The following is a 20,530-nucleotide window of genomic DNA, read 5'->3' as shown; positions in this document are numbered from 1 at the left end:
AAAAAGTAATGAGTTGATGTTAGCTTTTTGCTTGTTCAGTACCCATTTTCGACGTCTCGGTCAGTTCAAATCTGTCACGGAGAGGTGATTGGGTATTTTTGTCTTCATAAAACAAAAAATGGAAACCCAGAAAACAATAAAGCTGGCCATACCACTCATTATCGGAGAACTTTCTCAAATCGTATTACACATTATAGATATGGCAATGGTGGGCCGGTTGAGCTATAAACACCTGGCGGCTGCATCCCTGGTGATGAACGTTATTAATATCCCTTTTATCATAGGGATTGGAATCGCAATGTCGATTGCGCAGATGGTATCTAATGCCAATGGTAGTCATGATGGCCAAAAAATAGCCCATTATTTATTCAATGGATTTATGCTCTGTCTGATCACTGGTATTCTGATTTGCACCGGATTGGAGCTGGGTAGCGGTATCCTTTTGCATCTTGGGCAGGATCAGGAGATCGCTGGTATGGCACTTCCTTTTATGCGGGTCATGTGTTATTCTACCATCCCAATGCTGCTGTTCATAGGGCTTCAGCAATTTACAGACGGCTTAGAGAAAACCCGTACGGCAATGCTGATTTCTTTAATGGCGCTGCCGTTAAATATCTTTTTTAACTGGCTGCTTATATTCGGGAGCCTCGGTTTTCCGGAGCTGGGCCTGATGGGCGCAGCATGGGGGACTTTTATTACCCGTATCCTTGTATTTATTGCAATGGTAGCAGTGATTTGGATTGACCCTTTCTATAAACGTTACCTCATCGTCTGGAAAAAGCAATGGCGGTTAAAATGGGACACGATTAAAGAGTTGCTCGGTCTGGGGATTCCTGCCGGTATACAGATCGGGATGGAATCTGGTGCTTTTGCTGTATCAGCCATTTTGATCGGAACGATGGGGCCAATGCAGTTGGCTGCCCATCAGATCGCGTTAAGCTGCGTTTCTTTTACTTTTATCTTTTTCCTCGGATTGGGAGAGGCGGCCTCCATCAGGATTAGCAATGCTTACGGTGGTTTAAACTGGAAAAAGGGGAAAAGTATTGCTAAAGGGGCGTTGCTGGTGGGCCTGATCCTGGGCGCCGTTTGTGCTGTAGCATTATTGGGAATCAGACAATTTATTCCGGTATTGTTCACCGAAAATGCGGCTGTTTTGTCGCTGGCAGGAGTGTTGGTGCTATATGCCGCTGTATTTCAAATCCCGGATGCGATGCAAACCATCGCTGCAGGGTTGCTCAGGGGAATTAAAGATGTAAACATTCCGACAGGTTTAATTGCCATTGCCTATTGGGTCATCGGCTTACCGGTTGGGTATTTTCTAGGCTTCCAGTTAGAGATGGGGCCTACCGGGATCTGGGTTGGCTTTGTCATCGGACTGAGTATCTCCTCAATACTATTGGTGCTCAGGTTGAAAAAGAAGCTGGTTAAAGGCTAAAAACAAAAAAACCGCCTCGTAAACTGGTTACGAGGCGGTTTCTATATTATATATACTCTATATGTAGAATATGATGTACTTCTAGTTCAATTCTAAAGTCTGAACCCTGTCTGGTCCAACTGAAAGGTATTTTACAGGTACTTCCAGCTCTTTCTCTAAGAAAGCGATATAGTCTGTCAGTTTCGAAGGAATCTCTGCTACTTTATTTACTTTGGTTACATCAGTTTTCCAACCTTCAATCGCTTTTAATACCGGAGTAGGTTTTACTGAAATGATGTCGTATGGCATATAGTCAATGGTTTCGCCATTGTGCTCATAATGTGTACAGGCATAAATGGTATCAAAACCATCCAATACATCTGCTTTCATCATGATCAGCTCGGTTACTCCATTTAACATGATGGCATATTTCAATGCAGGAAGGTCAATCCATCCGCAACGACGGGCACGGCCGGTAGTTGCACCGAATTCATGTCCAACCTGACGAAGGTTCTCTCCAATTTCATTGTCCAGCTCAGTAGGGAAAGGACCACCACCAACACGGGTACAATAAGCTTTGAAAATACCATATACATGACCGATTCTGTTAGGCGCAATTCCTAAACCGGTACATGCACCTGCGGTAGTCGTGTTTGAGGAAGTTACAAATGGATAAGATCCGAAATCTACGTCCAGTAATGTTCCCTGTGCACCTTCTGCCAATACTGTTTTTCCTTCTTTAAGGAATCCATTTACATAATGCTCACTATCTACATGAGGAATGCTTTTCAGGAATTCGATCGCCTCAAAAAATGCAGCTTCTTTTTCCGTTAAATCATATTCAAAATTATAATGAGAAAGCATGTCCTTGTGTTTCTCTACCAGTTTGTTATAACGGTCTTTGAAATCAGGAAGGGTAGTATCACCAACTCTTAATCCGTTACGTCCGGTTTTGTCCATATACGTCGGACCAATACCTTTTAACGTAGAACCGATTTTGTCCTTACCCATTTTTTGTTCATTTGCCGCATCCAGTAACTGGTGTGTTGGCAGAATCAAATGTGCTTTACGGGCAATCACCAATTTCCCTTTTGCTACAGGATCATGGCCGGCTGCTTTAAGGTTGTCTAACTCTCTTTTCAGAATGATAGGGTCAATCACCACACCATTTCCAATTAAGTTCATCGTTTTTTCGTTGAAAATACCGGATGGAATGGTGTTTAAAACAAATTTTTTACCATCAAACTCTAAAGTATGTCCGGCATTCGGACCGCCTTGAAAACGAGCTATCAAATCATATTGCGGACTTAGAACATCAACAATTTTTCCCTTGCCTTCATCGCCCCATTGCAGGCCCAGAAGCACGTCTACTTGCGTCATTATTTAAATTTAAGAATAGATATTATTATAAATTGGATATGTTAACTTGCATGTTTAATGTCAGCATTCTGATTGTTCATTGCATGTTTTGCAGAACAGTCAAAGCAACTGCCATAAAGATTAAGAGAGTGATGTTTGATCTCAAACTTTAATAAATCACCAACCATGCTTTGTATCTGATGAATACGAGGGTCGCAGAATTCCACTACTTTACCGCAGTCAATACAAATGATATGGTCATGCTGATGATAGCCGTATGATTTCTCAAACTGGGCCATATTTTTACCAAACTGGTGTTTGGTAACCAGATCACATGAAACTAATAACTCTAAAGTGTTGTATACAGTAGCCCTGCTTACACGATACTTTTGGTTTTTCATGTGGATATAGAGGGTCTCTACATCGAAATGGTCATCTCTGGAATAGATTTCTTCTAAGATGGCAAAACGTTCCGGTGTTTTTCTCAGACTTTTATTTTCGAGATAAGCTTCGAATATTTTTCTTACTAACTCGCTGTTGTGGTTTGTAGACATAGTTTTTAAACTCCTTTCAAAGGTACCAATTTTTATATAAACCTGTATGTTTTATTCGTTTTTTTAGGCATCAAAACGGGTGACACCTGTTACTCCTTTTACTTCCAGCAGATTTTTAATCAGGTTGTCTAAGTGCTCTTTATCATTTACAAAGATCATAATCGACCCGTCAAATATACCATTATCTGTGTCGACAGTAATAGAACGCATGTTTACCTTGAAATCTCCCGAAATTACTTTCGTAATGTTATTGATCAAACCTACATCATCAATCCCGATAATGTGCAATCCTGTTAAGAACGTGAGTTCCTGCTGACGGTTCCATTTGGCTTTCACCACCCGGTATCCATAGTTGGCCATCAGTTGTGCTGCATTCGGACAATTGGTACGGTGGATCTTAATCCCTTCGTTCACGGTCACAAATCCAAACACATCATCACCCGGAATCGGATTACAGCATGCAGCAAGGGTGTAATCGATCTTCTGAAGGTCTTCCCCGATCAGTAAAATATCAGATTCCGGCCCTTTCACCCGACTGAGTAAGGCTTCGATCTTTTGATTGTCGCTCTTTTCAGAAGAACCCCTGTTCTCAATCTCTTTCTCACTCGCCAGGTAATCTTTCAGGTCTTTTAGTTCAATCTTGCCATTGGCAATGTGAATGAACAGCTCCTGAGTAGAAGGGAGTTTAAAAAAGTAAGTCAGCTTATTCAGGTTATCCGTATTGTAGGTGATCTTCAAAGATTTCAGCTTGCGTTCCAGGGTTTCTTTACCCTGTTCCGCAATTTTCCTTTTCTCTTCTTTTAAAGACGACTTGATCTTTGATTTGGCTTTCGCTGTCACCACAATGTTCAGCCAATCCTCTTTAGGGGTTTGTTTACTCGAGGTGATGATCTCCACCTGATCCCCATTCTGCAATTTATAGGATAAAGGAACGAGCTTGTGGTTTACTTTGGCTCCAATACATTTTGCGCCTACATCAGTATGGATCTCGAACGCAAAGTCTAAAGCTGTTGCACCCAATGGCAATTGCAGTAACGCTCCCTTAGGTGTAAAAATGAAAATCTCATCAGAGAAGAGGTTCATTTTAAAATCATCCAGGAAGTCTAAAGCATTGGCTTCGGGATTGTTCAGCATCTCTCTCACTTTCATGATCCACTGGTCAAGACCGTTGTCATTACTCGATTCTTTATACTTCCAATGCGCCGCAAAACCTTTCTCCGCAATCTCATTCATCCGTTGTGTCCGGATCTGAACCTCTACCCACTGTCCTTTAGGACCCATTACTGTGGTATGCAATGACTCATATCCGTTTCCTTTCGGAGAAGATACCCAGTCGCGCAGACGATCAGGATTAGGGCGGTAAAGATCCGTGACAATAGAATAGGCCTTCCAACAATCCGCTTTTTCATGCTCAGGACTGCTGTCCAGAATAATTCTGATGGCAAAAAGATCATATACTTCATCAAAAGGAATGTTCTTGCTCTTCATTTTATTCCAGATGGAATGGATGGATTTCGGACGGCCATAAATATTGGCGGTCAGCCCCTGTTCCGCCAGAATCTCATTGATTGGCTCTACAAATCTTTTAATGAATAAGGTCCGCTCTGCTTTTTTCTCGTTCAGCTGAGTGGCAATGTATTTATACGTGTCCGGCTCCAGATATTTCATAGAAAGATCTTCCAGCTCAGATTTAATGGCATATAAACCCAGACGGTGGGCCAGGGGAGCGTAGAGATAAATCGTTTCCGAAGCAATCTTTAACTGCTTTTGTCTCGGCATAAAATCCATCGTCCGCATGTTGTGCAGACGGTCGGCAAGTTTGATCAGGATTACCCTTACATCATCTGCCAGCGTGAGCAACATTTTCCGGAAATTCTCTGCCTGTAATGAACTGTTATAATCAAAAACACCGGATATCTTGGTCAGACCGTCGATGATCTTAGCTGTTTTCTTTCCAAATTCCCGCTCAATATCCTCCAGTGTGATGTCGGTATCTTCTACTACATCATGCAATAAAGCACATACAATTGAGGTGGTTCCCAATCCGATTTCTTCCGCGGCAATCTGCGCAACAGCAATAGGGTGGTAAATGTAAGGTTCGCCCGATTTCCTACGCATATTTTTATGGCTTTCCAGTGCCATATCGAATGCTTTACGGATCTCTTTCTTATCCCCCCTTTGAAGTGTTGGCTTACAGGCACGCAAAAGCGCACGGTAACGCTTTAATATCTCTTGCTTCTCTGCTTCTAAATCAATCACTAACGTGTTCTTCATCAATATATCTCGTGTTTTTTCTTAATCTGCTATTTTGTCGGTTGTTCTTCCAGAAATGGCAAAGGAACATACGAATTTACGCATTTACCAGACCATTACCGGATACTTTTGTTAATATAAGCTTTTTGTAAAGATCATGTTAGTATATGCAATAATTCTTCCAATTTTGTGTTTGTCATAATAGGTTAGCCGAAGGTTGGTTTCATTTGTATTATTTACGTCAGGATGATAACGATTTGTTGCTAAAAGATTATCTTAGACATGAAATAAAACTAATTTATTATTTTAGCCTTAAATGGAAGAGGTATAAATTTATGAAATTTTACAGGTTATTTTTTCTGTCAATTGTCATTATTACAGGTGCTTCTGCCAAAGCGCAGCAGAGCACTGTGAGCGTGAAATTTCCTGTATTGGGAAAGAATGACACGATTCGGGTAGCCTCTACCAATGAAGACGGAGAAATGATCCCCTGGATGCCACTAAAGGAGGTGGTGATCTACGGTTACCGGATTTTTAAAAGCCCGGAAGAACGGGCTGCCTATAACCGCTTAAGGTACAATGTGATGAAAGTAATGCCTTATGCACTTTATGCAAAACGAAGGTATGAACAACTGGAAAAGGACCTGGCAGTAGCCGAAGATAAAAAGCTGCAAAAGAAACTGGTTAAACAATGTGATAAAGAAATTAAAGACATGTTTAACCGGGAAATTAAAGAACTGACCATTTCCCAGGGACAGATTTTAACAAAGCTGATCGACAGGGAGCTGGGCAGGACTACCTACGACATCGTTAAGGAAACCAAAGGCGGTATCACCGCATTTTTATATCAATCCGTGGCCAGAGTAGTTGGCCACAATCTCAAAAGTAAATATAACGCATCGGAAGAGAGGGACATCGAGTCCATCATTCTTTCTTCCGGGTTTTACCAATAAAATATGTCTGATAACTCAAAAAGTGTACACCAGTTTAAGGTAAAATTGATCAATGGAACAGAAAAGAAACTTTCTGACTATAAAAACAAAAACTTATTAATTGTAAACATTGCTTCTGCATGCGGCTTTGCTCCCCAGTTAAAGGAGTTGCAACAGCTTCGGGAAGAGCTTAAATCTGAGGACTTTGAAGTCCTTGCTTTTCCCTCCAACGACTTTGGAAGACAGGAGCCTCTGGAAGGAGAAGCAATCCATGCTTTCTGTGAACAGAATTATGGTGTTCAGTTCCCTGTTTTTGAGAAAATCATGGTCAGGGGAGAGCAGGCACATCCTTTATTCAAGTTCCTTGGAGATAAAAAACTCAATGGAAAACTAACTTCCACCCCAAGGTGGAACTTTCACAAATACCTGGTGAATAAAAAAGGTGAAGTGGTGGATTATTTCTTCCCTTTCACCAAACCTTTATCCACAAAAGTGAAGAAAAAAATACAACGCCTGGGCTAAGCCCAATACATTTTTAATGCAGATGATGAAGTTAGATATATTAGTCCTTGCCGTTCATCCGGACGATGCAGAATTAGGATGCTCAGGAACTATTGCCAAACATATAGCCATGGGAAAGAAAGTCGGAATTGTAGACTTTACCCGGGGAGAACTTGGAACCAGAGGTTCCGCAGAAATCAGAGATACCGAAGCAGCGGATTCTGCAAAGATTTTAGGGCTTCATGCCCGCGAAAACCTGCGGTTCAAAGACGGTTTTTTTGCCAATGATGAAGCGCATCAGCTTGCAGTGATCAGAATGATCAGGAAATATCAACCGGAAATCATCTTAACCAATGCCCTGCACGACAGGCATCCGGATCATGGCAGAGCCGGAGATCTGGCCAATGATGCCTGTTTCTTATCCGGATTGTCCAAAATTCAGACCAGTCTTGACGGAGAGGAACAGGAGGCCTGGAGGCCACGGCTGGTGCTTCAATACATTCAGGACCGTTATATTGAACCTGATATTATTATCGACATTACGCCTTATATCCAGACTAAAATCGATTCAATTAAGGCTTTTAAAACACAGTTCTTCAATCCTGACCATGAAGAAGCGGAAACTTATATCTCCTCACCGGAGTTTTTTGATAGCGTCATCGGCCGTGCCCGTGAATTCGGAAAATCAATCGGCACAACCTATGGGGAAGGCTTTACTTGCCGTAAGTTGTTAGGGGTAAACGACCTTTTTAACCTGAGCTAAGCCAATTAACGATCTTTATCGGCCACTCATCCAACAAATTGCCTGATTTGCTGTTTTTAAAGGAAACAGCAAATCATGGCCAATATCTTTTCTTCTTTAAAAAACGCATACACCCTTTTTAAAACTGTCGATTTTCAGAAACTGGAAGCGCTTTCTAAAAAGGTAGACCTCACTAAGATCGTAGACTCAGTATCCAATCTTGATGAAACCCAGTTACAGGGTTTGATGAAGATGATGGGTACTCCGCATAAAAAGAGAGAACTGCCTCCGATAGAAGGCGATTTTTATCACCTGGGAGATGAGGCATTAAGCGACGAAGACCGTGCTTTACAACTAAATGTAAGGGCATTTCTGAAAAAGGAAGTGAAACCTGTAGTCAATAAATACTGGCTGAAGGCGGAATTCCCTTTTGAACTTATTCCCGGAATTGCAGAACTCAATATCTGTGGCCTTACCTACGAAGGTTATGGCTGTCCCAATAAATCAAATCTGATGGAAGGCATGCTGGCAATGGAAATGGCCAGGGTGGATACCTCTATGTCTACTTTTTTTGGGGTACAAAGCGGTTTGGCCATGGGCTCAATTTACCTGCTTGGCTCTGAAGCTCAGAAACAGGAATGGCTGCCTGATATGCAAAAGCTGAAACTCATTGGTGCATTTGGCTTAACCGAACCTGAAGTGGGTTCGGGTGTTGCCGGAGGTTTAACCACTACCGCAAAACGTGTGGGCAGTAAATGGATCCTGAACGGACAGAAAAAGTGGATTGGTAATTCTACGTTTTCCGATGTGACCATTATCTGGGCAAGAGATCTGGATGATCAGGAAGTAAAAGGCTTTTTGGTAAGAAAGGGAACCAAGGGGTTTGCCGTAGAGAAGATGGAAGATAAAATGGCTTTACGGATTGTTCAGAATGGATTGATCACCCTGACCAATTGCGAGGTGGAAGAAGAAGACCGTCTGCAGAATGCCAACTCTTTCAAGGATACGGCAAAAGTATTAAAGATGACCAGGGCAGGAGTAGCCTGGCAGGCCGTAGGCTGCGCCAGGGGAGCATATGAAAGTGCTTTGCATTATACTCGGACCAGAAAACAGTTCGGAAAACCGATTGCCTCTTTCCAGCTGATTCAAAATCACCTTGTGGAAATGCTCTCTAACCTGACGGCCATGCAGACACTCTGTTTCCGTTTATCCCAGCTTCAGGATCAGAACCTGTTAACCGACGAACATGCTTCACTGGCTAAGGTGTTCTGTTCTATGAAAACCAGGGATGTGGTGAGTAGGGCAAGGGAGGTGATGGGTGGAAACGGGATCCTTCTGGAGTATGATGTTGCCCGTTTTGTAGCCGATGCAGAAGCCATTTATTCCTATGAAGGCACGAAAGAAATCAATACGCTGATTGTGGGCAGGGCCATTACCGGCTTCTCTTCTTTCGTATAAAGAACAAGAAAACAAGAATCAATAGTTAAAGGCGAAATTAATTATTAGTTTAGTCATGTTCAATGAAAAATTAATTTTGCGCTCCAAATATGAAGTTAACTGTTAAATCTATTCTGCTTACCGGGTTGTCTGGTGCTGGAAAAACTACCCTTGCAAATATGTTGTCAGATTTTTTTGAGTTATCTAATCTGCCCTGTACCATACTGGATGGAGATGTTCTCCGGAAGGGACTGAATAGTGATTTAAATTTTACCCGCGAACATAGGAAAGAAAATGCCCGAAGAATTGCAGAAGTAGCGAAGTTATTTTGTAATAACGGTATCATTCCTATCATTCCTATTATTGCCCCATATCAGGAAGATCGGTCAATGATCAGAGAAATTCTTGGAGCTCAGGACTTCTTTCAGATTTTTGTTTATTGCCCTTTGGATATCTGTATAACAAGAGACCCAAAAGGTTTGTATTTAAAGGCAAATCTGGGCATAATTAAAAACTTCACGGGCATTTCGTCTGAATATCAAGAACCTAATGATTCAGATCTTATGGTAAATACACACGAACAGACCACTCAGGAATCCTTTGAAAGCATAATAAATAGAATTGTTATCCAAAAATAACCTACCTAAAAGGATACCTGGTAATACTTGTATTGCCCATTGCGCTTTTTTCGTAAAGGGCAATACAAGTATTGTTAAATGAAGGATCGAAGTTTTGTTTGCCTGGAGCTAGCTGATTTGGAACCGGACTGCCTTTGATGAAAAAATACACCTTGGTATTTCCGCCTTTGTGATGAGGTTTGAAATTACCATAAGTCTCCATTTCAGACCAGAGGGTATCCTTTACCGTTACTGTAAATACATGCTGTATTGGTCCGGTATTGTTGTCGTTCCGATAATGGGCAACTTCTGTAAATTCCCCTTTCAGGTCATCAATACCCGGTTGGCTAAAAGTACCTTTCATCATCCAGCCAACCAGTATTACCACCAGTACACCCAGGAAAATATTAACCTTCTTTTTACCCATTTATAAAGCAGGTAAAATTTTCTCCATTGCGGCTAATCCTTCGTCAATATGTTTTTTCTCAATGCAAAGTGCCGGTCTGAAACGGATTGTTTGGTTTCCACAGCCTAAGAACATCACATTGTGCTCCATTCCTTTCTGAATAAAGGCATTGCGCATGTCTTTATTTGGGAAATCGAATGCACAAAGCAGGCCCTTACCTCTTACATTGCTGATTTTATCATGTTTCTGAGCAAGCTGCTCCAGGTTTTCTTTCAGATACTGACCTACCGTTGTTGCATTGTCGCACAGTTTGTCGTCATGAAGAATCTGTAAGATCTGAGTAGAACGAACCATGTCTACCAGGTTACCACCCCATGTAGAGTTGATCCTTGAAGGAACCCTGAACACGTTGCCTTCTATCTGATCTACTTTATCGCCAACCAAAATACCACATACCTGCATTTTTTTACCAAAAGCAACGATATCAGGACGTGCTTTTTCGCTGTAATGTTGATGACACCAGAATTTACCAGTGAGGCCCACACCAGTTTGAACCTCATCATAAATTAAAAAGGCATCATTTTCATCCGCAAGGGTCTTCAGCTGGATCAGAAACTCTTCACGTAAGTGGTTGTCTCCCCCCTCCGATTGAATCGGCTCCACAATAATGGCACAGATTTCATCTTTGTTATCCGCAAAAGCCTGTTTGATCTGCGCAATAGAAGCTTCTTCTGTATCAATGGCCTTTTTTAAGTTTTCGTCCTGCAAAGGGAATTTAACCGTAGGTACAGAGACCCTTGGCCAGTCGAACTTTGCAAACCACTTCGTTTTATCAGGAAGGGTATTGGTTAAGCTTAAGGTATATCCTGATCTGCCGTGAAAAGCTTTTTCAAAATGCAGGACTTTAAATCCTTTTTCTTCTTTAATTCCTTTGGCAAAGTTTTTCTGAACTTTCCAGTCCATCGCTACTTTAATTGCATTTTCAACAGCCAGTGAGCCGCCTGCAATGAAAAAAGCATGTGGCAGGTATGATGGAATGCCGACTTTAGAGAAGGTATCTACAAACTGCGCATATTGTTGGGTATAAACATCAGAGTTAGAAGGGTTGGATAATGCGGCCAGTAAAAGGTTCTTTTTAAAGGCTTCGTCATTGACCATTTTCGGGTGATTGTATCCCAATGGGACAGACGCAAAACAAGTAAAGAAATCCAGTAAGTTCCGCTTATATTTTGAATCATAAATATAAGCCCCCTGGCTTTGTTCCATATCATAAGTAAGATCGAAACCATCGGCTAAAATGTGTTTGCTTAAAGTTTCGTTTACCTGATCCGGAGCTACAGTTAGTTGATACATAAAATCTATATTTTGGTGTAGCCAAATGTAACAAAAAGTGCCAAAATAACAAATGCGGGCACTTTTTGGACTTGAAAAGTCAAAAAGTAGGTTTAAACAGTTTAAAGTATGATTTTAGAGAAAAATAAATTTAATCCCCACAAATGTGGAGAATTTTCCTGACGCGATTTAGACATATTTGTTGAAAAACAGGAAGATCAACTCTTATATTATACGTTTGTCGAGTTAATTTTTTCTGTAGCTTTAAGATATGTTTGCTGATATCCACCATCAGAATATGTTCATTCCTCATCAGGCACTACAGCCTTATGTGCACTGGTATTGGTATATTGAGGATGGTGCATTTGCGGAAAAACCTGGCTGTCTGGATATTTATCCGGTAGAGAATACCCAAATGTCATTTGTGCTGGACGAGCACCATGTTTTCCACGAGATCGGAACGGAAGTTTATTCCAGCTACCCGCTTTGTTTTGTCGGTTTACTAGACCGTGGGCGTTCTTTCGACAGTTTTCCCAAAACCATTATTCAGGTGGTGTTTAAGCCCTATGGTGCATTTAAGCTATTTGGTATTCCTCAACGTCATTTCTCTAACGAAGGAACAGACATGAGGTTGTTATTTCCGGGAATGGATAGCCTGTCCGAACAACTCAAACACCTGGCAGATCAACCCAGCGAAGCTATTTTGCTATTAGAAAACTGGCTTTTGAAGCGATTGTTGCTCTCTGCAAAAGCAGACGTGGATCATGTGGCTTATGCCTGTCAGCAAATTCAACATGCCAAAGGGTTCATCCGTATCGATAGTCTTTCACGAAGTATGCGGATGTCTACCACGACCCTTGGCGATCAGTTTCGCGAAAAGATTGGTCTCAGCCCTAAAACATTTAGCCGCATTGTCCGCTTTAATGAGATCAATAATTACATCAGTAAACATCATGCGGTGAACTGGCAGGAACTGGTGTACACTTTTGGCTTCTTTGATCAGAATCATTTTATTAAAGAATTTAAAAATTTCTATGGCTGTACACCCTCTCAATGGCATCAGCGGCAGTTTCCGGGCTATTCATCATCGAGTCCCTTGCCGTTAAGGATCTGAGGCATGTATTTTTCCACCCTCGACTCCCGGGTTTTGGATTGTTTGGCTGCAGAAAAATAAAGCAGGTATCCCCTTTGCCGGCCAGGGGTCAATGCTTCAAAGGCTGTTTTCAAAGCCGGGATCATATCTAATTTACTTTGAAACTCCGGAGCAACAGGAAATTCTCCGGTCGTTTTAAAAGCCACTTTTAAACCCGCTTTTTCCACTTCCACAGCTTCATGAATATAGGTTTTTAGAATAGATTCGATTGCTACGATTTCCAGCACATTTCGGAACCGGATCTGACGTGTGGCCTGGGTGTTTTTCGATTGCTCGACCAGAATACCTTCGCTGTCGTTTAGTAAGGAACCCTTAAAGAATAAAACTGCACAGTATTCTTTAAAGACATGGAGTAAAACAATGTTATCGTTCTGATAAGTATAACAGGGAGAACCCCATTTCAGCTCTTCAGTTAATCCACAGTCCAGAACAATTGTCCTCAACCGTTCCAATTCTTCCTGCCATTTTTTTTCTTTATTGAAATAAAAATCAACTTTTGGATTCATGTGGTTGTTTATCATGATTTTAGGGATTTAGGTCAGACTTATACCGATAGTGCGCCACGGAAGGCTCTTGCTGCATAATAAGATTGTGCGCCATTATGGTAGACGAATACGGTATCATAGCGACGGTCGCCAAATAGTGCACCGCCGAGTGCTCTGATGTCATCGGGTGTCTTCAACCAGCTTGATGTCTTTGTATCGAAATTCCCAAACTGCTGTAATTCCCGGTATTGTTCTACTGTTAAAAGCTCAATGCCCATAGCAGTAGCCATGTCTATTGCATTGTTTTCCGGTTTATGTTCTTTCCTTGACTCTACCCCTTCAAGATCGTAAGCAGTACTTCTGCGGCCTTTAGGGCTTTCCGCTGAGCAATCATAAAAAATGTAGGCTCCGGTCTTTGGATCATGAGCGACCACATCCGGTTCACCACCGGTAATTTCCATATCATCCAGTGACCATAATTTTTCAGGATGTGCTTCCAGCCTTGTCTGTACTTTAGCCCATTCTATGCCTTTATGACGGATCATGTTTTTTTCAAAACGATTCTTCAGCGTTTTAAGTAATTCTTCACGTTGTGTTGCAGATAATTCTTTTTTATTGCTTTTCATTTGGTTTATAATTTATGTGATGGTTTGTTTTGTCAATCTTGCCTTCCTTAAATATACATCAACCCAGGGATTGATTAAAACTCGTTCTTAGATAAGTTTCCGCTCTGCAGGTCTGAAATACCAGGAGATCACAGTCAGGACTAGAAGCAATAAAGAGGGGAATATTTCGGTTGGTTTGCCGGATACAAGATGTGAAAATATTGCTCCTGACATAGAGAAGAAAAAGCCTGCATAAGCCCATTCCTTTAGCAATGGAAATTTAGGAACCAGTACGGTGATCACTCCCAGAATTTTCCAGATCCCCAATAGGGTTAAGAAATAGACTGGATAACCCAAATTTGTGATGAGATCTACTTCCGTTTTTACTTTTAATAACTGGACAATTCCAGTGGATAACATTCCTAATGCAAGCCAGGCAGTAGAAATCCAATAAATGATTTTTGAGGTCTTTGACATGATTTGTTATTTTAGTTTGTTAACGACGTTTTGTAATCTGTTGTGCGCCATATTTAAGCCTGGAGCAAAGCCCATTTTCATCATTTGATCTCTGAGGGAGACAGAGCGATAGACGATGTGCATGATGAGTCTGCTGGTTTCTTCCGTAATTTTTTCAAATTCAAAGAACTCAATCTGAGCTTCAAAAGGGGAGTTCTCCATTTCAAATGTTCTCGTGATTTTCTGGTTAGGAACAAACTCATGGATGACTCCATTGGCCCGGAATACCACGTTTCCCTGGGCATCGGATGTTTCAAATTGCCAACCACCATGCTTTTTGTTTTCAAGCTTCAGCACTTTGGTTCCCATCCATTGCTCCACAATTTCGGGTTCTTCATAGGCTTTAAAGAGTAGTTCTAAAGGCAAATCAAACTCCCTTGTGATCACAAGATCCTGCTTGCCCTCTTCGGCATTGAGTTTTGTTTTTCGTTCCATGTTATTTTTTTTTATAGTTTTTCATTATGGTTTCTAGTTTGTTGAACCGCTCTTCCCACATTTGACGAAAGGGCTCTATGAAGTCGGCTACTTCTTTCATTTTCTTTGCATTTAGATGATAGTGAACTTCCCTGCCGTTTTGCTCTTGTTTTAGCAATTCGCATTCAGTGAGGATTTGCAGATGTTTAGATACTGTTGGTCTTGCGGTGTCAAAATTCGCGGCTATCGCACCCGCAGTCATGGATTGTGTGGCGACTAATATCAGTATAGCCCTTCTGGTCGGATCTGCGATGGCTTGAAATACGTCTCTTCTTAAATTCATTATGTAGTCATTTGACTACTAATTTAAGTGTAGTTATTTAACTACGCAAATGTTTTTGAATTTATTTTTACAAAATGTGCTTGTTTGTGGGTTGTTATAGGTTTAAATGAGGTTATTTGTCAGTTTGAATAACGCGCTGTTTTATAGGAAAACAATAACCAGTTTGACCCTAGATCATTGTTTCCAAAATCTTTTAAGCGGATTTATCGGATATTCTGGCTAAGCCTAAATAAAAATAGCTATTGGCAGACAAGAGTAACACTCCCAATAAACTTCCCCCAATTACATCCGTAAACCAATGGGCGCCCTGATAGACCCTTGATATGGGAATGAAGAAAATCAGCAGTGCACAAATCGTAATGACCAATGCTCTTAAAATGAAAGGTATGGTTTTGACATGGTACATCATGACGATTAAGAATCCAAAAAACACCACATAGAAATTCACATGGCCACTTGGGAAACTCTGTTGAACCGTTTTTTCGAGAACATGTACAAATGGTGCAGCTGGTCTGGGCCTGTCCACAATAATTTTGACAATGGTACTGGCTACACCTGCCAGGAGGGTACTCAGTGTAAATATGGCTTCCCGCTTTAACTTAAACAGGAAAAACAATAAGGCAGTCAGCAATACCATAATCAGGGAATAGGGCATCACTCCGATTAAACTGATGAACCTCATAATGGGGTCCAGAGATTGACTTTGATAGCTTTGAATAGCATGTGAGAAACTTTTATCTACGGTGGGCAGAGGCAGATACACAATTGAAACTGTTAACAGGATAAAGCTCAGGGCGACTAAAGCCAACAAATAAGTTAAAATCAGTTTTCTTTTTTCATTCATTTTCTAAGGATATGGTCAATTTAATTCTAAAATAGGAATTGAACCTGAGTTTTTCTTAATTAAGCTGACAATCGTCTAAATAAACTGGCATTATGGTTTAAGATCTCTTCGTATCAAGTCTTTACTTGCTGCATATTTGCTTCTTTTTTGATGGGAGGTTGGTAGGGCCCTGTAGGGCTTATAGCCCTGTCAAGCCCTATTGTTGTCTGATGAAAATTAATTCTAAATTAGAAGTAAATGAGGTCAGTATACGACGAGTGTATTGACTTTAATAAAATTTATTACTTATATTAGTACTGGTAAGTATAAGTAGATTAACTTTTATGATTTAACAATTAATCCATTAAATATGGCGAAAGCAGCAAATGGTCCATTAGGGACCTTAAACGGAAAATTACACAACCTGGTATTTTATGTGCTAAACGGGCAACATGTTTGTCGTACGATAGGCGATCCGGGTAAACCAAGCATCAATCAGCTGGCCAACCGCCAGGAGATGTCGGTAACGATGCGTCTGGTGAAGTCCATCAGAGAATTTATCAGTGTCAGTTTTGACCTGGAAGCTCAGGGAACAGTTAAAAACGCACATAATCTGGCTACTTCTTATATTAAAAAGAAGGCTTTAAAGGGGCAGTACCCTAACCTTTCTGTGGATTACAGTAAGGTGGAGCTGAGTCATGGTACTTTAGAAGGGGCCAGAGACCTGAAATTGGAAAAAAAGGAAAAAGGAGTACAGATCAGTTGGAATACCGAGGGACGTTATGATGATATCGTGATGATTTTGCTTTGTCATCCTTTGAGAAGAAAAGCTACTTCCCTCATTAATGCCAGCCGGAGAGATGCAGGAACCTGCTTTATTGAATTGCATCACGATGGATTCCTCGATGAGCCGATTGAAGCCTATATCTGCTTCAGAGCTGCTGATGGCAAGGAAATTTCAGACAGTGCGTATTTAGGAAATCTGAACGGAGAAGCAGAAACTGAGGAGCAGATCAGCCAGAAAAAGAAATATGCTGAAGTAAAACAGCGTTTTGATGTGGTTGAGGCAGATTACTTATTACAAATGAAAAACAACAGGGGGAATCCCGTCGATAGCAAGGCTTTCCGGAATCTGGCAAAGGAATATCAGGTATTGAAGAATAAACTGGAACACCTTCCGGGAAAACCCGGCTAAATTTCGGGCGATATGCTAACTTTACCCTCCATGAAAGTCTTATTAACCGGATGTGTATTGTTTTTTATGAGCACATCATTACTCGCACAGAAAAATACTGATGTTTCCCAGGCCGTTGTTACCTACAAATTTCGTAGCAATGGAAAAGACCTTGGAGGAGAATTGAAATTATTTACGAATGGAACCCAGGCACGTATCGCCAGACAAGGAGCGCAGACAGAACAACAGTTTTTGCAATTCAAGGAAGGAGCAACCTATCAGGTACTGAACAGTAGTGGAGTTTCTTATACCCTTAAAAAACCATTTTCTGATTATGTAAAGGCCGAAATGCTGCCTGGAATAGATACAATTGCCGGAGTTCCCTGCAAAAAAGCAAAACTTTTTATCCGTTCCAATACCATTGAGATCTGGTATAACAACGATTTGAAGATTAAAGGAACACCGATGATCACCATTGCTCCGGGAATGGGCTTGGTGTTAAAGATGATCCGTAATGGCAATTCTGAGACGATCGCAACAAATATAGATTACCGGAAAATAAAAGCTGAAGAACTCAACTGGCCTTCTAAATGGAGCAATCTGTTGGATGAACCGGCTTACCAGCGCCAAATCATCGAAAGCAGGTATCAAACGGTACAGATCTTCAATGATGAACAGATCAACTTTGGCCGTAAAATAGATAATCCTGCCGGAGAGCAAGCCAACCTTACTTATCACTTTTCGGGTGGCACGGTTATTCTGAAAAAAGTAAAGCTTCCGGAAACTTCAGCAGGACAGCATTTGTTTGCCGAACTGGTGCAACGTTCCAACGGAGATGCTTACGACCGTACCGGATCTGTGTTTATGATTCCGGTAGATAAAAAAGTATCTTTTTTACAGGCACTTCAGAACGGAGTACAGGTACTTCCGGTATATAATGGTCGTAACGGTAAAAAATACCAGGGTGTAACGGCTACAGATGAATACCTGCCACCCCTGGAACTGATGCGCTTTTTTACCTCTTTCGGAGTGGGGCATTTTAACGAACAAGCGAAAATAAAGGGATACAACTGGGCGGATTCTGTAGTGTACAAACAAGACATCACCGCTTTATTGCCGAGTTTGCAAGGAGAGGTCTGGATCGGTGTTTTTATTGGTAATTATGATAAAGGAGGGCATAAAGCCAGCTTGTATTTCAAATATTATCCTGGAGATGAAGGAGAAGGTGGCAATCAGAAAAAGGATTGGATGCTTCCGGCATTTAACACGACAAATCTGATGGAAATGTCAGGACAGGAATATGCGACCATGTTCGACAAAGATTCGCTTAGTGTTTCGGTAGATGTACCGGCAGGACTTAAAAACCTGCGTCTAAGGTACCTGACTACCGGACATGGGGGCTGGGGAAATGGGGATGAGTTCGTTCCCAAGCAAAACGAAATCTTTGTTGATGGAAAAAGGGTGTATCATTTTATTCCATGGAGAGAAGACTGTGCAACTTACCGCATGCTAAACCCTGCTTCAGGTAATTTTGGCAATGGTTTGTCTTCTTCTGATCTGAGCCGCTCAAACTGGTGTCCGGGAACCATCACACTTCCTGTAGAAATTCCTTTGCCGGATCTTAAACCGGGTAAGCACACCTTTAAGGTGGCAATCCCATTGGGTAAACCGGAAGGAACAAGTTTCAGTGCCTGGAATGTATCTGGTGTGCTGATCGGAGAAAGGGAATAACAGAGGAGCAGTTGTTTATCAGCAATAAGGGCTGGTATTTCAAATTTTATTGATTTGAATACCAGCCCTTATCATTTATGGCTTAAAATGAGCGCTTTAATCTTTGTAGGTACCTACTTCTGATAGCGCTGCAAATGCCTCCCCATCATAAGAAGATTTCATGTTGAGTTTAAAATACCTGAAATTCTTTACCTGGGACAATATGATGTCCTGTGAATCTGTAGTATTTAAAAGGGTGAAATCTCCAAGACTCGTCCAGGTATTGTTGTTGTTGCTGGTCAGGATCTCTACCACTTTGACTCTTCTGGAATCCCTCTGTCTGAGCGTAAACCTGTTTACATCCAGTTGTGCACCCATATTGATGACCAGCGTGTGAGGATAACTCTGAGAGCTGGAAGACCACCTGGAATGCCAGTAAGTATTGATCGCATCGTCAATCACATTAACTGCTGCACCATCTTCTTCTGCGGTTTCCTGCGAGCTGAAGGAAGTAATGCTCCAGTTGGCTTTGTTGTAAACTCTCTTGTCTCCAAAAGTGAGTACCGGGGTTCCATTAACAAAGGAATAACTAAGAGGTACACCTGTAATGCTTCCGTTTTCATGAACCAAACGAATGGTAAACTCATAATTGGTATTGGCCTTATCACGGAAATCACTAAGTGGCATGCTCACATGAAAACTATCTGTTCCAATAGGTTTGGCAGCAAAAGTCACAGAGGCATATCCTCCATTGTCTGTAGCGGTATTTCTATGGTAGAAAGCAATGTCTTTTACCACTTTATCTGAACTGTATTTACCGGAAACAATGATGCTGTTGTTTTCGTATTTGGCATAGATCTTTTTGATTTTGCAATTTGGGGTACTGTACCAATCTGTTCTGGTTGCATTGCTGAATAATTGTCCATTTGCCAGTATGGCAACATCTGCAGGGGTTAAATAGGTAGGTGCTTTACCATAAGTACCATTCCCGGTGCCCATTAATGAGGTGCCGTAAAGGAGGTTTTGAGATTGTGCACCGCCGTTATGCGGCAGATTGATTCCATGTCCAAGCTCATGAGCCAGGCCGCCAATCCACTTGGTAGAGAATTTATCATCAGGTTTACCCAGGTTCAGGGTATCCAGTCCGGTGTAATCCAGTGCAAAGCACCATCGGCCAATGCCATAAAACGGACCGCCACTTGGGTCTCCATTGCTTCCATAGGAATAGGTAGGGGTGATCACTAAGGTGTGGTCGCTGGTTTTAGCACCAGGGTTCGCAGCGAAATAAGCATTGATTTCAGTCATCATTGCACCGGCACCGCCTTCGTAAGGGTAGGATTCTTTTGGCTGGCTGCCTCTGATGACCGACATTTTTAATTTTCCGTTTGCGTCCAGGGGTAAACCAATGGTTTTATTGCTGTAACCCCATTGTGCCATCCATTTGGTAATGAACCTTTGGGTATGGAGCATTACTCCGTTTAGTCTTTGCTGATACCTGGCAACAGTGTCAAGGTTGGAAGGGATAAAGTAAACGATATTGAGGTTGTAGGTTCCGCTATGAAGACCGGAATTCGCATCAACGGCTACGGTCTCCTCTGTGGGGATACCAGGTAATTTTTTACAGCCCAGGGCAATTAGAAATAATCCGGCTAAGCAGATCAGGGAAAGGGATGATTTTTTCATTTTGTTTGGTTTAGATGTATTGATTGATGATTAAGTAGTTTTTAGGGATAAAAAATATGATTTAACGGAACCGGACA

21 protein-coding genes are annotated in these 20,530 nt (G+C 41.5%); 9 read left to right on the top strand and 12 right to left on the bottom strand.

Translation table 11 applies throughout. The annotated features are described in order from the left end of the window. The first annotated feature begins 118 nt into the window (after positions 1-118). A complete protein-coding gene (locus BUC20_RS23790) occupies positions 119-1,435 on the top strand; it encodes an MATE family efflux transporter (protein WP_073233755.1) in 1,317 nt (438 codons plus the stop codon). A gap of 81 nt (positions 1,436-1,516) precedes the next feature. Here BUC20_RS23790 and BUC20_RS23785 read toward each other — a convergent pair whose 3' ends face one another. The 3 genes from BUC20_RS23785 to BUC20_RS23775 form a co-directional block, all read right to left on the bottom strand. Further along, a complete protein-coding gene (locus tag BUC20_RS23785; protein WP_073233753.1) occupies positions 1,517-2,794 on the bottom strand; it encodes an adenylosuccinate synthase in 1,278 nt (425 codons plus the stop codon). A gap of 41 nt (positions 2,795-2,835) precedes the next feature. Further along, on the bottom strand, positions 2,836-3,327 hold the full coding sequence (locus BUC20_RS23780; protein ID WP_073233751.1) for a Fur family transcriptional regulator: 492 nt from the start codon (positions 3,325-3,327) through the stop codon (positions 2,836-2,838). Positions 3,328-3,390: 63 nt separating this feature from the next. Then, positions 3,391-5,601, bottom strand: a complete 2,211-nt coding sequence (locus tag BUC20_RS23775) for a RelA/SpoT family protein (protein WP_073233750.1) — start codon at positions 5,599-5,601, stop codon at positions 3,391-3,393. 314 nt (positions 5,602-5,915) lie between these two features. On the opposite strand from BUC20_RS23775, the gene BUC20_RS23770 reads away from it, so the two are divergent. From BUC20_RS23770 to cysC, 5 genes are all read left to right on the top strand, one after another. After that, on the top strand, positions 5,916-6,533 hold the full coding sequence (locus tag BUC20_RS23770) for a DUF4294 domain-containing protein (RefSeq protein WP_073233749.1): 618 nt from the start codon (positions 5,916-5,918) through the stop codon (positions 6,531-6,533). 3 nt (positions 6,534-6,536) lie between these two features. Then, entirely contained in the window at positions 6,537-7,034 is a 498-nt protein-coding gene (locus tag BUC20_RS23765) for a glutathione peroxidase (protein ID WP_073233747.1), read from the top strand. A 25-nt stretch (positions 7,035-7,059) separates the two neighbouring features. Further along, positions 7,060-7,776 carry a bacillithiol biosynthesis deacetylase BshB1 gene (gene bshB1 / locus BUC20_RS23760; RefSeq protein WP_073234076.1) on the top strand — a complete coding sequence of 239 codons (717 nt, stop codon included), beginning with the start codon at positions 7,060-7,062 and terminating at the stop codon, positions 7,774-7,776. 75 nt (positions 7,777-7,851) lie between these two features. Beyond that, positions 7,852-9,213: an acyl-CoA dehydrogenase family protein gene (locus tag BUC20_RS23755; RefSeq protein WP_073233745.1), complete on the top strand. Its 1,362-nt coding sequence runs from the start codon at positions 7,852-7,854 to the stop codon at positions 9,211-9,213. A gap of 89 nt (positions 9,214-9,302) precedes the next feature. Then, on the top strand, positions 9,303-9,830 hold the full coding sequence (cysC, locus tag BUC20_RS23750) for an adenylyl-sulfate kinase (protein WP_073233743.1): 528 nt from the start codon (positions 9,303-9,305) through the stop codon (positions 9,828-9,830). A 1-nt stretch (position 9,831) separates the two neighbouring features. Here cysC and BUC20_RS23745 read toward each other — a convergent pair whose 3' ends face one another. Both BUC20_RS23745 and lat read right to left on the bottom strand, forming a co-directional pair. After that, positions 9,832-10,236, bottom strand: a complete 405-nt coding sequence (locus BUC20_RS23745; protein WP_073233741.1) for a hypothetical protein — start codon at positions 10,234-10,236, stop codon at positions 9,832-9,834. Further along, positions 10,237-11,568, bottom strand: a complete 1,332-nt coding sequence (lat, locus tag BUC20_RS23740) for an L-lysine 6-transaminase (RefSeq protein ID WP_073233739.1) — start codon at positions 11,566-11,568, stop codon at positions 10,237-10,239. Between the two features lie 250 nt (positions 11,569-11,818). Between lat and BUC20_RS23735 the strand changes: the two genes are divergently transcribed. Then, positions 11,819-12,661, top strand: a complete 843-nt coding sequence (locus BUC20_RS23735) for a helix-turn-helix domain-containing protein (RefSeq protein WP_073233737.1) — start codon at positions 11,819-11,821, stop codon at positions 12,659-12,661. On the opposite strand, the gene BUC20_RS23730 is transcribed toward BUC20_RS23735, so the two are convergent. The 6 genes from BUC20_RS23730 to BUC20_RS23705 form a co-directional block, all read right to left on the bottom strand. Further along, complete coding sequence (locus BUC20_RS23730; RefSeq protein ID WP_234994584.1) at positions 12,625-13,221, bottom strand: YdeI/OmpD-associated family protein; 597 nt, start codon at positions 13,219-13,221, stop codon at positions 12,625-12,627. The genes BUC20_RS23735 and BUC20_RS23730 overlap by 37 nt on opposite strands. Before the next feature lie 23 nt (positions 13,222-13,244). After that, positions 13,245-13,811, bottom strand: coding sequence for a DUF4256 domain-containing protein (locus BUC20_RS23725; protein WP_073233733.1), 567 nt, complete (start codon positions 13,809-13,811; stop codon positions 13,245-13,247). A gap of 87 nt (positions 13,812-13,898) precedes the next feature. Continuing rightward, on the bottom strand, positions 13,899-14,267 hold the full coding sequence (locus BUC20_RS23720) for a DoxX family protein (protein WP_073233731.1): 369 nt from the start codon (positions 14,265-14,267) through the stop codon (positions 13,899-13,901). Positions 14,268-14,273: 6 nt separating this feature from the next. Further along, on the bottom strand, positions 14,274-14,741 hold the full coding sequence (locus tag BUC20_RS23715) for an SRPBCC family protein (RefSeq protein ID WP_073233730.1): 468 nt from the start codon (positions 14,739-14,741) through the stop codon (positions 14,274-14,276). A 1-nt stretch (position 14,742) separates the two neighbouring features. Further along, complete coding sequence (locus BUC20_RS23710) at positions 14,743-15,063, bottom strand: ArsR/SmtB family transcription factor (protein WP_073233729.1); 321 nt, start codon at positions 15,061-15,063, stop codon at positions 14,743-14,745. 193 nt (positions 15,064-15,256) lie between these two features. Then, positions 15,257-15,907 carry a phosphatase PAP2 family protein gene (locus tag BUC20_RS23705; RefSeq protein WP_073233728.1) on the bottom strand — a complete coding sequence of 217 codons (651 nt, stop codon included), beginning with the start codon at positions 15,905-15,907 and terminating at the stop codon, positions 15,257-15,259. Positions 15,908-16,256: 349 nt separating this feature from the next. On the opposite strand from BUC20_RS23705, the gene BUC20_RS23700 reads away from it, so the two are divergent. Both BUC20_RS23700 and BUC20_RS23695 read left to right on the top strand, forming a co-directional pair. Continuing rightward, on the top strand, positions 16,257-17,081 hold the full coding sequence (locus BUC20_RS23700; RefSeq protein WP_073233727.1) for a DUF6266 family protein: 825 nt from the start codon (positions 16,257-16,259) through the stop codon (positions 17,079-17,081). Positions 17,082-17,111: 30 nt separating this feature from the next. After that, positions 17,112-18,791 carry a PNGase F N-terminal domain-containing protein gene (locus BUC20_RS23695; protein WP_073233726.1) on the top strand — a complete coding sequence of 560 codons (1,680 nt, stop codon included), beginning with the start codon at positions 17,112-17,114 and terminating at the stop codon, positions 18,789-18,791. A 96-nt stretch (positions 18,792-18,887) separates the two neighbouring features. On the opposite strand, the gene BUC20_RS23690 is transcribed toward BUC20_RS23695, so the two are convergent. Then, a complete protein-coding gene (locus tag BUC20_RS23690; protein ID WP_073233725.1) occupies positions 18,888-20,453 on the bottom strand; it encodes a discoidin domain-containing protein in 1,566 nt (521 codons plus the stop codon). Positions 20,454-20,530 lie beyond the last annotated feature (77 nt).

The sequence above is a fragment of the Pedobacter caeni genome, from assembly GCF_900129215.1.
GTDB classification, from domain to species: Bacteria; Bacteroidota; Bacteroidia; order Sphingobacteriales; family Sphingobacteriaceae; genus Pedobacter; species Pedobacter caeni.
The sequence above is the reverse complement of the archived record's forward strand: the minus strand, read 5'-3'. Positions and strand labels throughout refer to the sequence as shown.

Bases quoted from the DNA above. Each gene is read 5' to 3' on its own strand.
- bshB1 (WP_073234076.1), top strand. From the start codon at position 7,060: ATGAAGTTAGATATATTAGTCCTTGCCGTTCATCCGGACGATGCAGAA.
- BUC20_RS23710 (WP_073233729.1), bottom strand. From the start codon at position 15,063: ATGAATTTAAGAAGAGACGTATTTCAAGCCATCGCAGATCCGACCAGA.
- BUC20_RS23780 (WP_073233751.1), bottom strand. From the start codon at position 3,327: ATGTCTACAAACCACAACAGCGAGTTAGTAAGAAAAATATTCGAAGCT.
- BUC20_RS23785 (WP_073233753.1), bottom strand. From the start codon at position 2,794: ATGACGCAAGTAGACGTGCTTCTGGGCCTGCAATGGGGCGATGAAGGC.
- BUC20_RS23715 (WP_073233730.1), bottom strand. From the start codon at position 14,741: ATGGAACGAAAAACAAAACTCAATGCCGAAGAGGGCAAGCAGGATCTT.
- cysC (WP_073233743.1), top strand. From the start codon at position 9,303: ATGAAGTTAACTGTTAAATCTATTCTGCTTACCGGGTTGTCTGGTGCT.
- BUC20_RS23700 (WP_073233727.1), top strand. From the start codon at position 16,257: ATGGCGAAAGCAGCAAATGGTCCATTAGGGACCTTAAACGGAAAATTA.
- BUC20_RS23765 (WP_073233747.1), top strand. From the start codon at position 6,537: ATGTCTGATAACTCAAAAAGTGTACACCAGTTTAAGGTAAAATTGATC.
- BUC20_RS23730 (WP_234994584.1), bottom strand. From the start codon at position 13,221: ATGATAAACAACCACATGAATCCAAAAGTTGATTTTTATTTCAATAAA.
- lat (WP_073233739.1), bottom strand. From the start codon at position 11,568: ATGTATCAACTAACTGTAGCTCCGGATCAGGTAAACGAAACTTTAAGC.
- BUC20_RS23745 (WP_073233741.1), bottom strand. From the start codon at position 10,236: ATGGGTAAAAAGAAGGTTAATATTTTCCTGGGTGTACTGGTGGTAATA.
- BUC20_RS23790 (WP_073233755.1), top strand. From the start codon at position 119: ATGGAAACCCAGAAAACAATAAAGCTGGCCATACCACTCATTATCGGA.
- BUC20_RS23720 (WP_073233731.1), bottom strand. From the start codon at position 14,267: ATGTCAAAGACCTCAAAAATCATTTATTGGATTTCTACTGCCTGGCTT.
- BUC20_RS23775 (WP_073233750.1), bottom strand. From the start codon at position 5,601: ATGAAGAACACGTTAGTGATTGATTTAGAAGCAGAGAAGCAAGAGATA.
- BUC20_RS23755 (WP_073233745.1), top strand. From the start codon at position 7,852: ATGGCCAATATCTTTTCTTCTTTAAAAAACGCATACACCCTTTTTAAA.
- BUC20_RS23725 (WP_073233733.1), bottom strand. From the start codon at position 13,811: ATGAAAAGCAATAAAAAAGAATTATCTGCAACACAACGTGAAGAATTA.
- BUC20_RS23695 (WP_073233726.1), top strand. From the start codon at position 17,112: ATGAAAGTCTTATTAACCGGATGTGTATTGTTTTTTATGAGCACATCA.
- BUC20_RS23770 (WP_073233749.1), top strand. From the start codon at position 5,916: ATGAAATTTTACAGGTTATTTTTTCTGTCAATTGTCATTATTACAGGT.
- BUC20_RS23735 (WP_073233737.1), top strand. From the start codon at position 11,819: ATGTTTGCTGATATCCACCATCAGAATATGTTCATTCCTCATCAGGCA.
- BUC20_RS23705 (WP_073233728.1), bottom strand. From the start codon at position 15,907: ATGAATGAAAAAAGAAAACTGATTTTAACTTATTTGTTGGCTTTAGTC.
- BUC20_RS23690 (WP_073233725.1), bottom strand. From the start codon at position 20,453: ATGAAAAAATCATCCCTTTCCCTGATCTGCTTAGCCGGATTATTTCTA.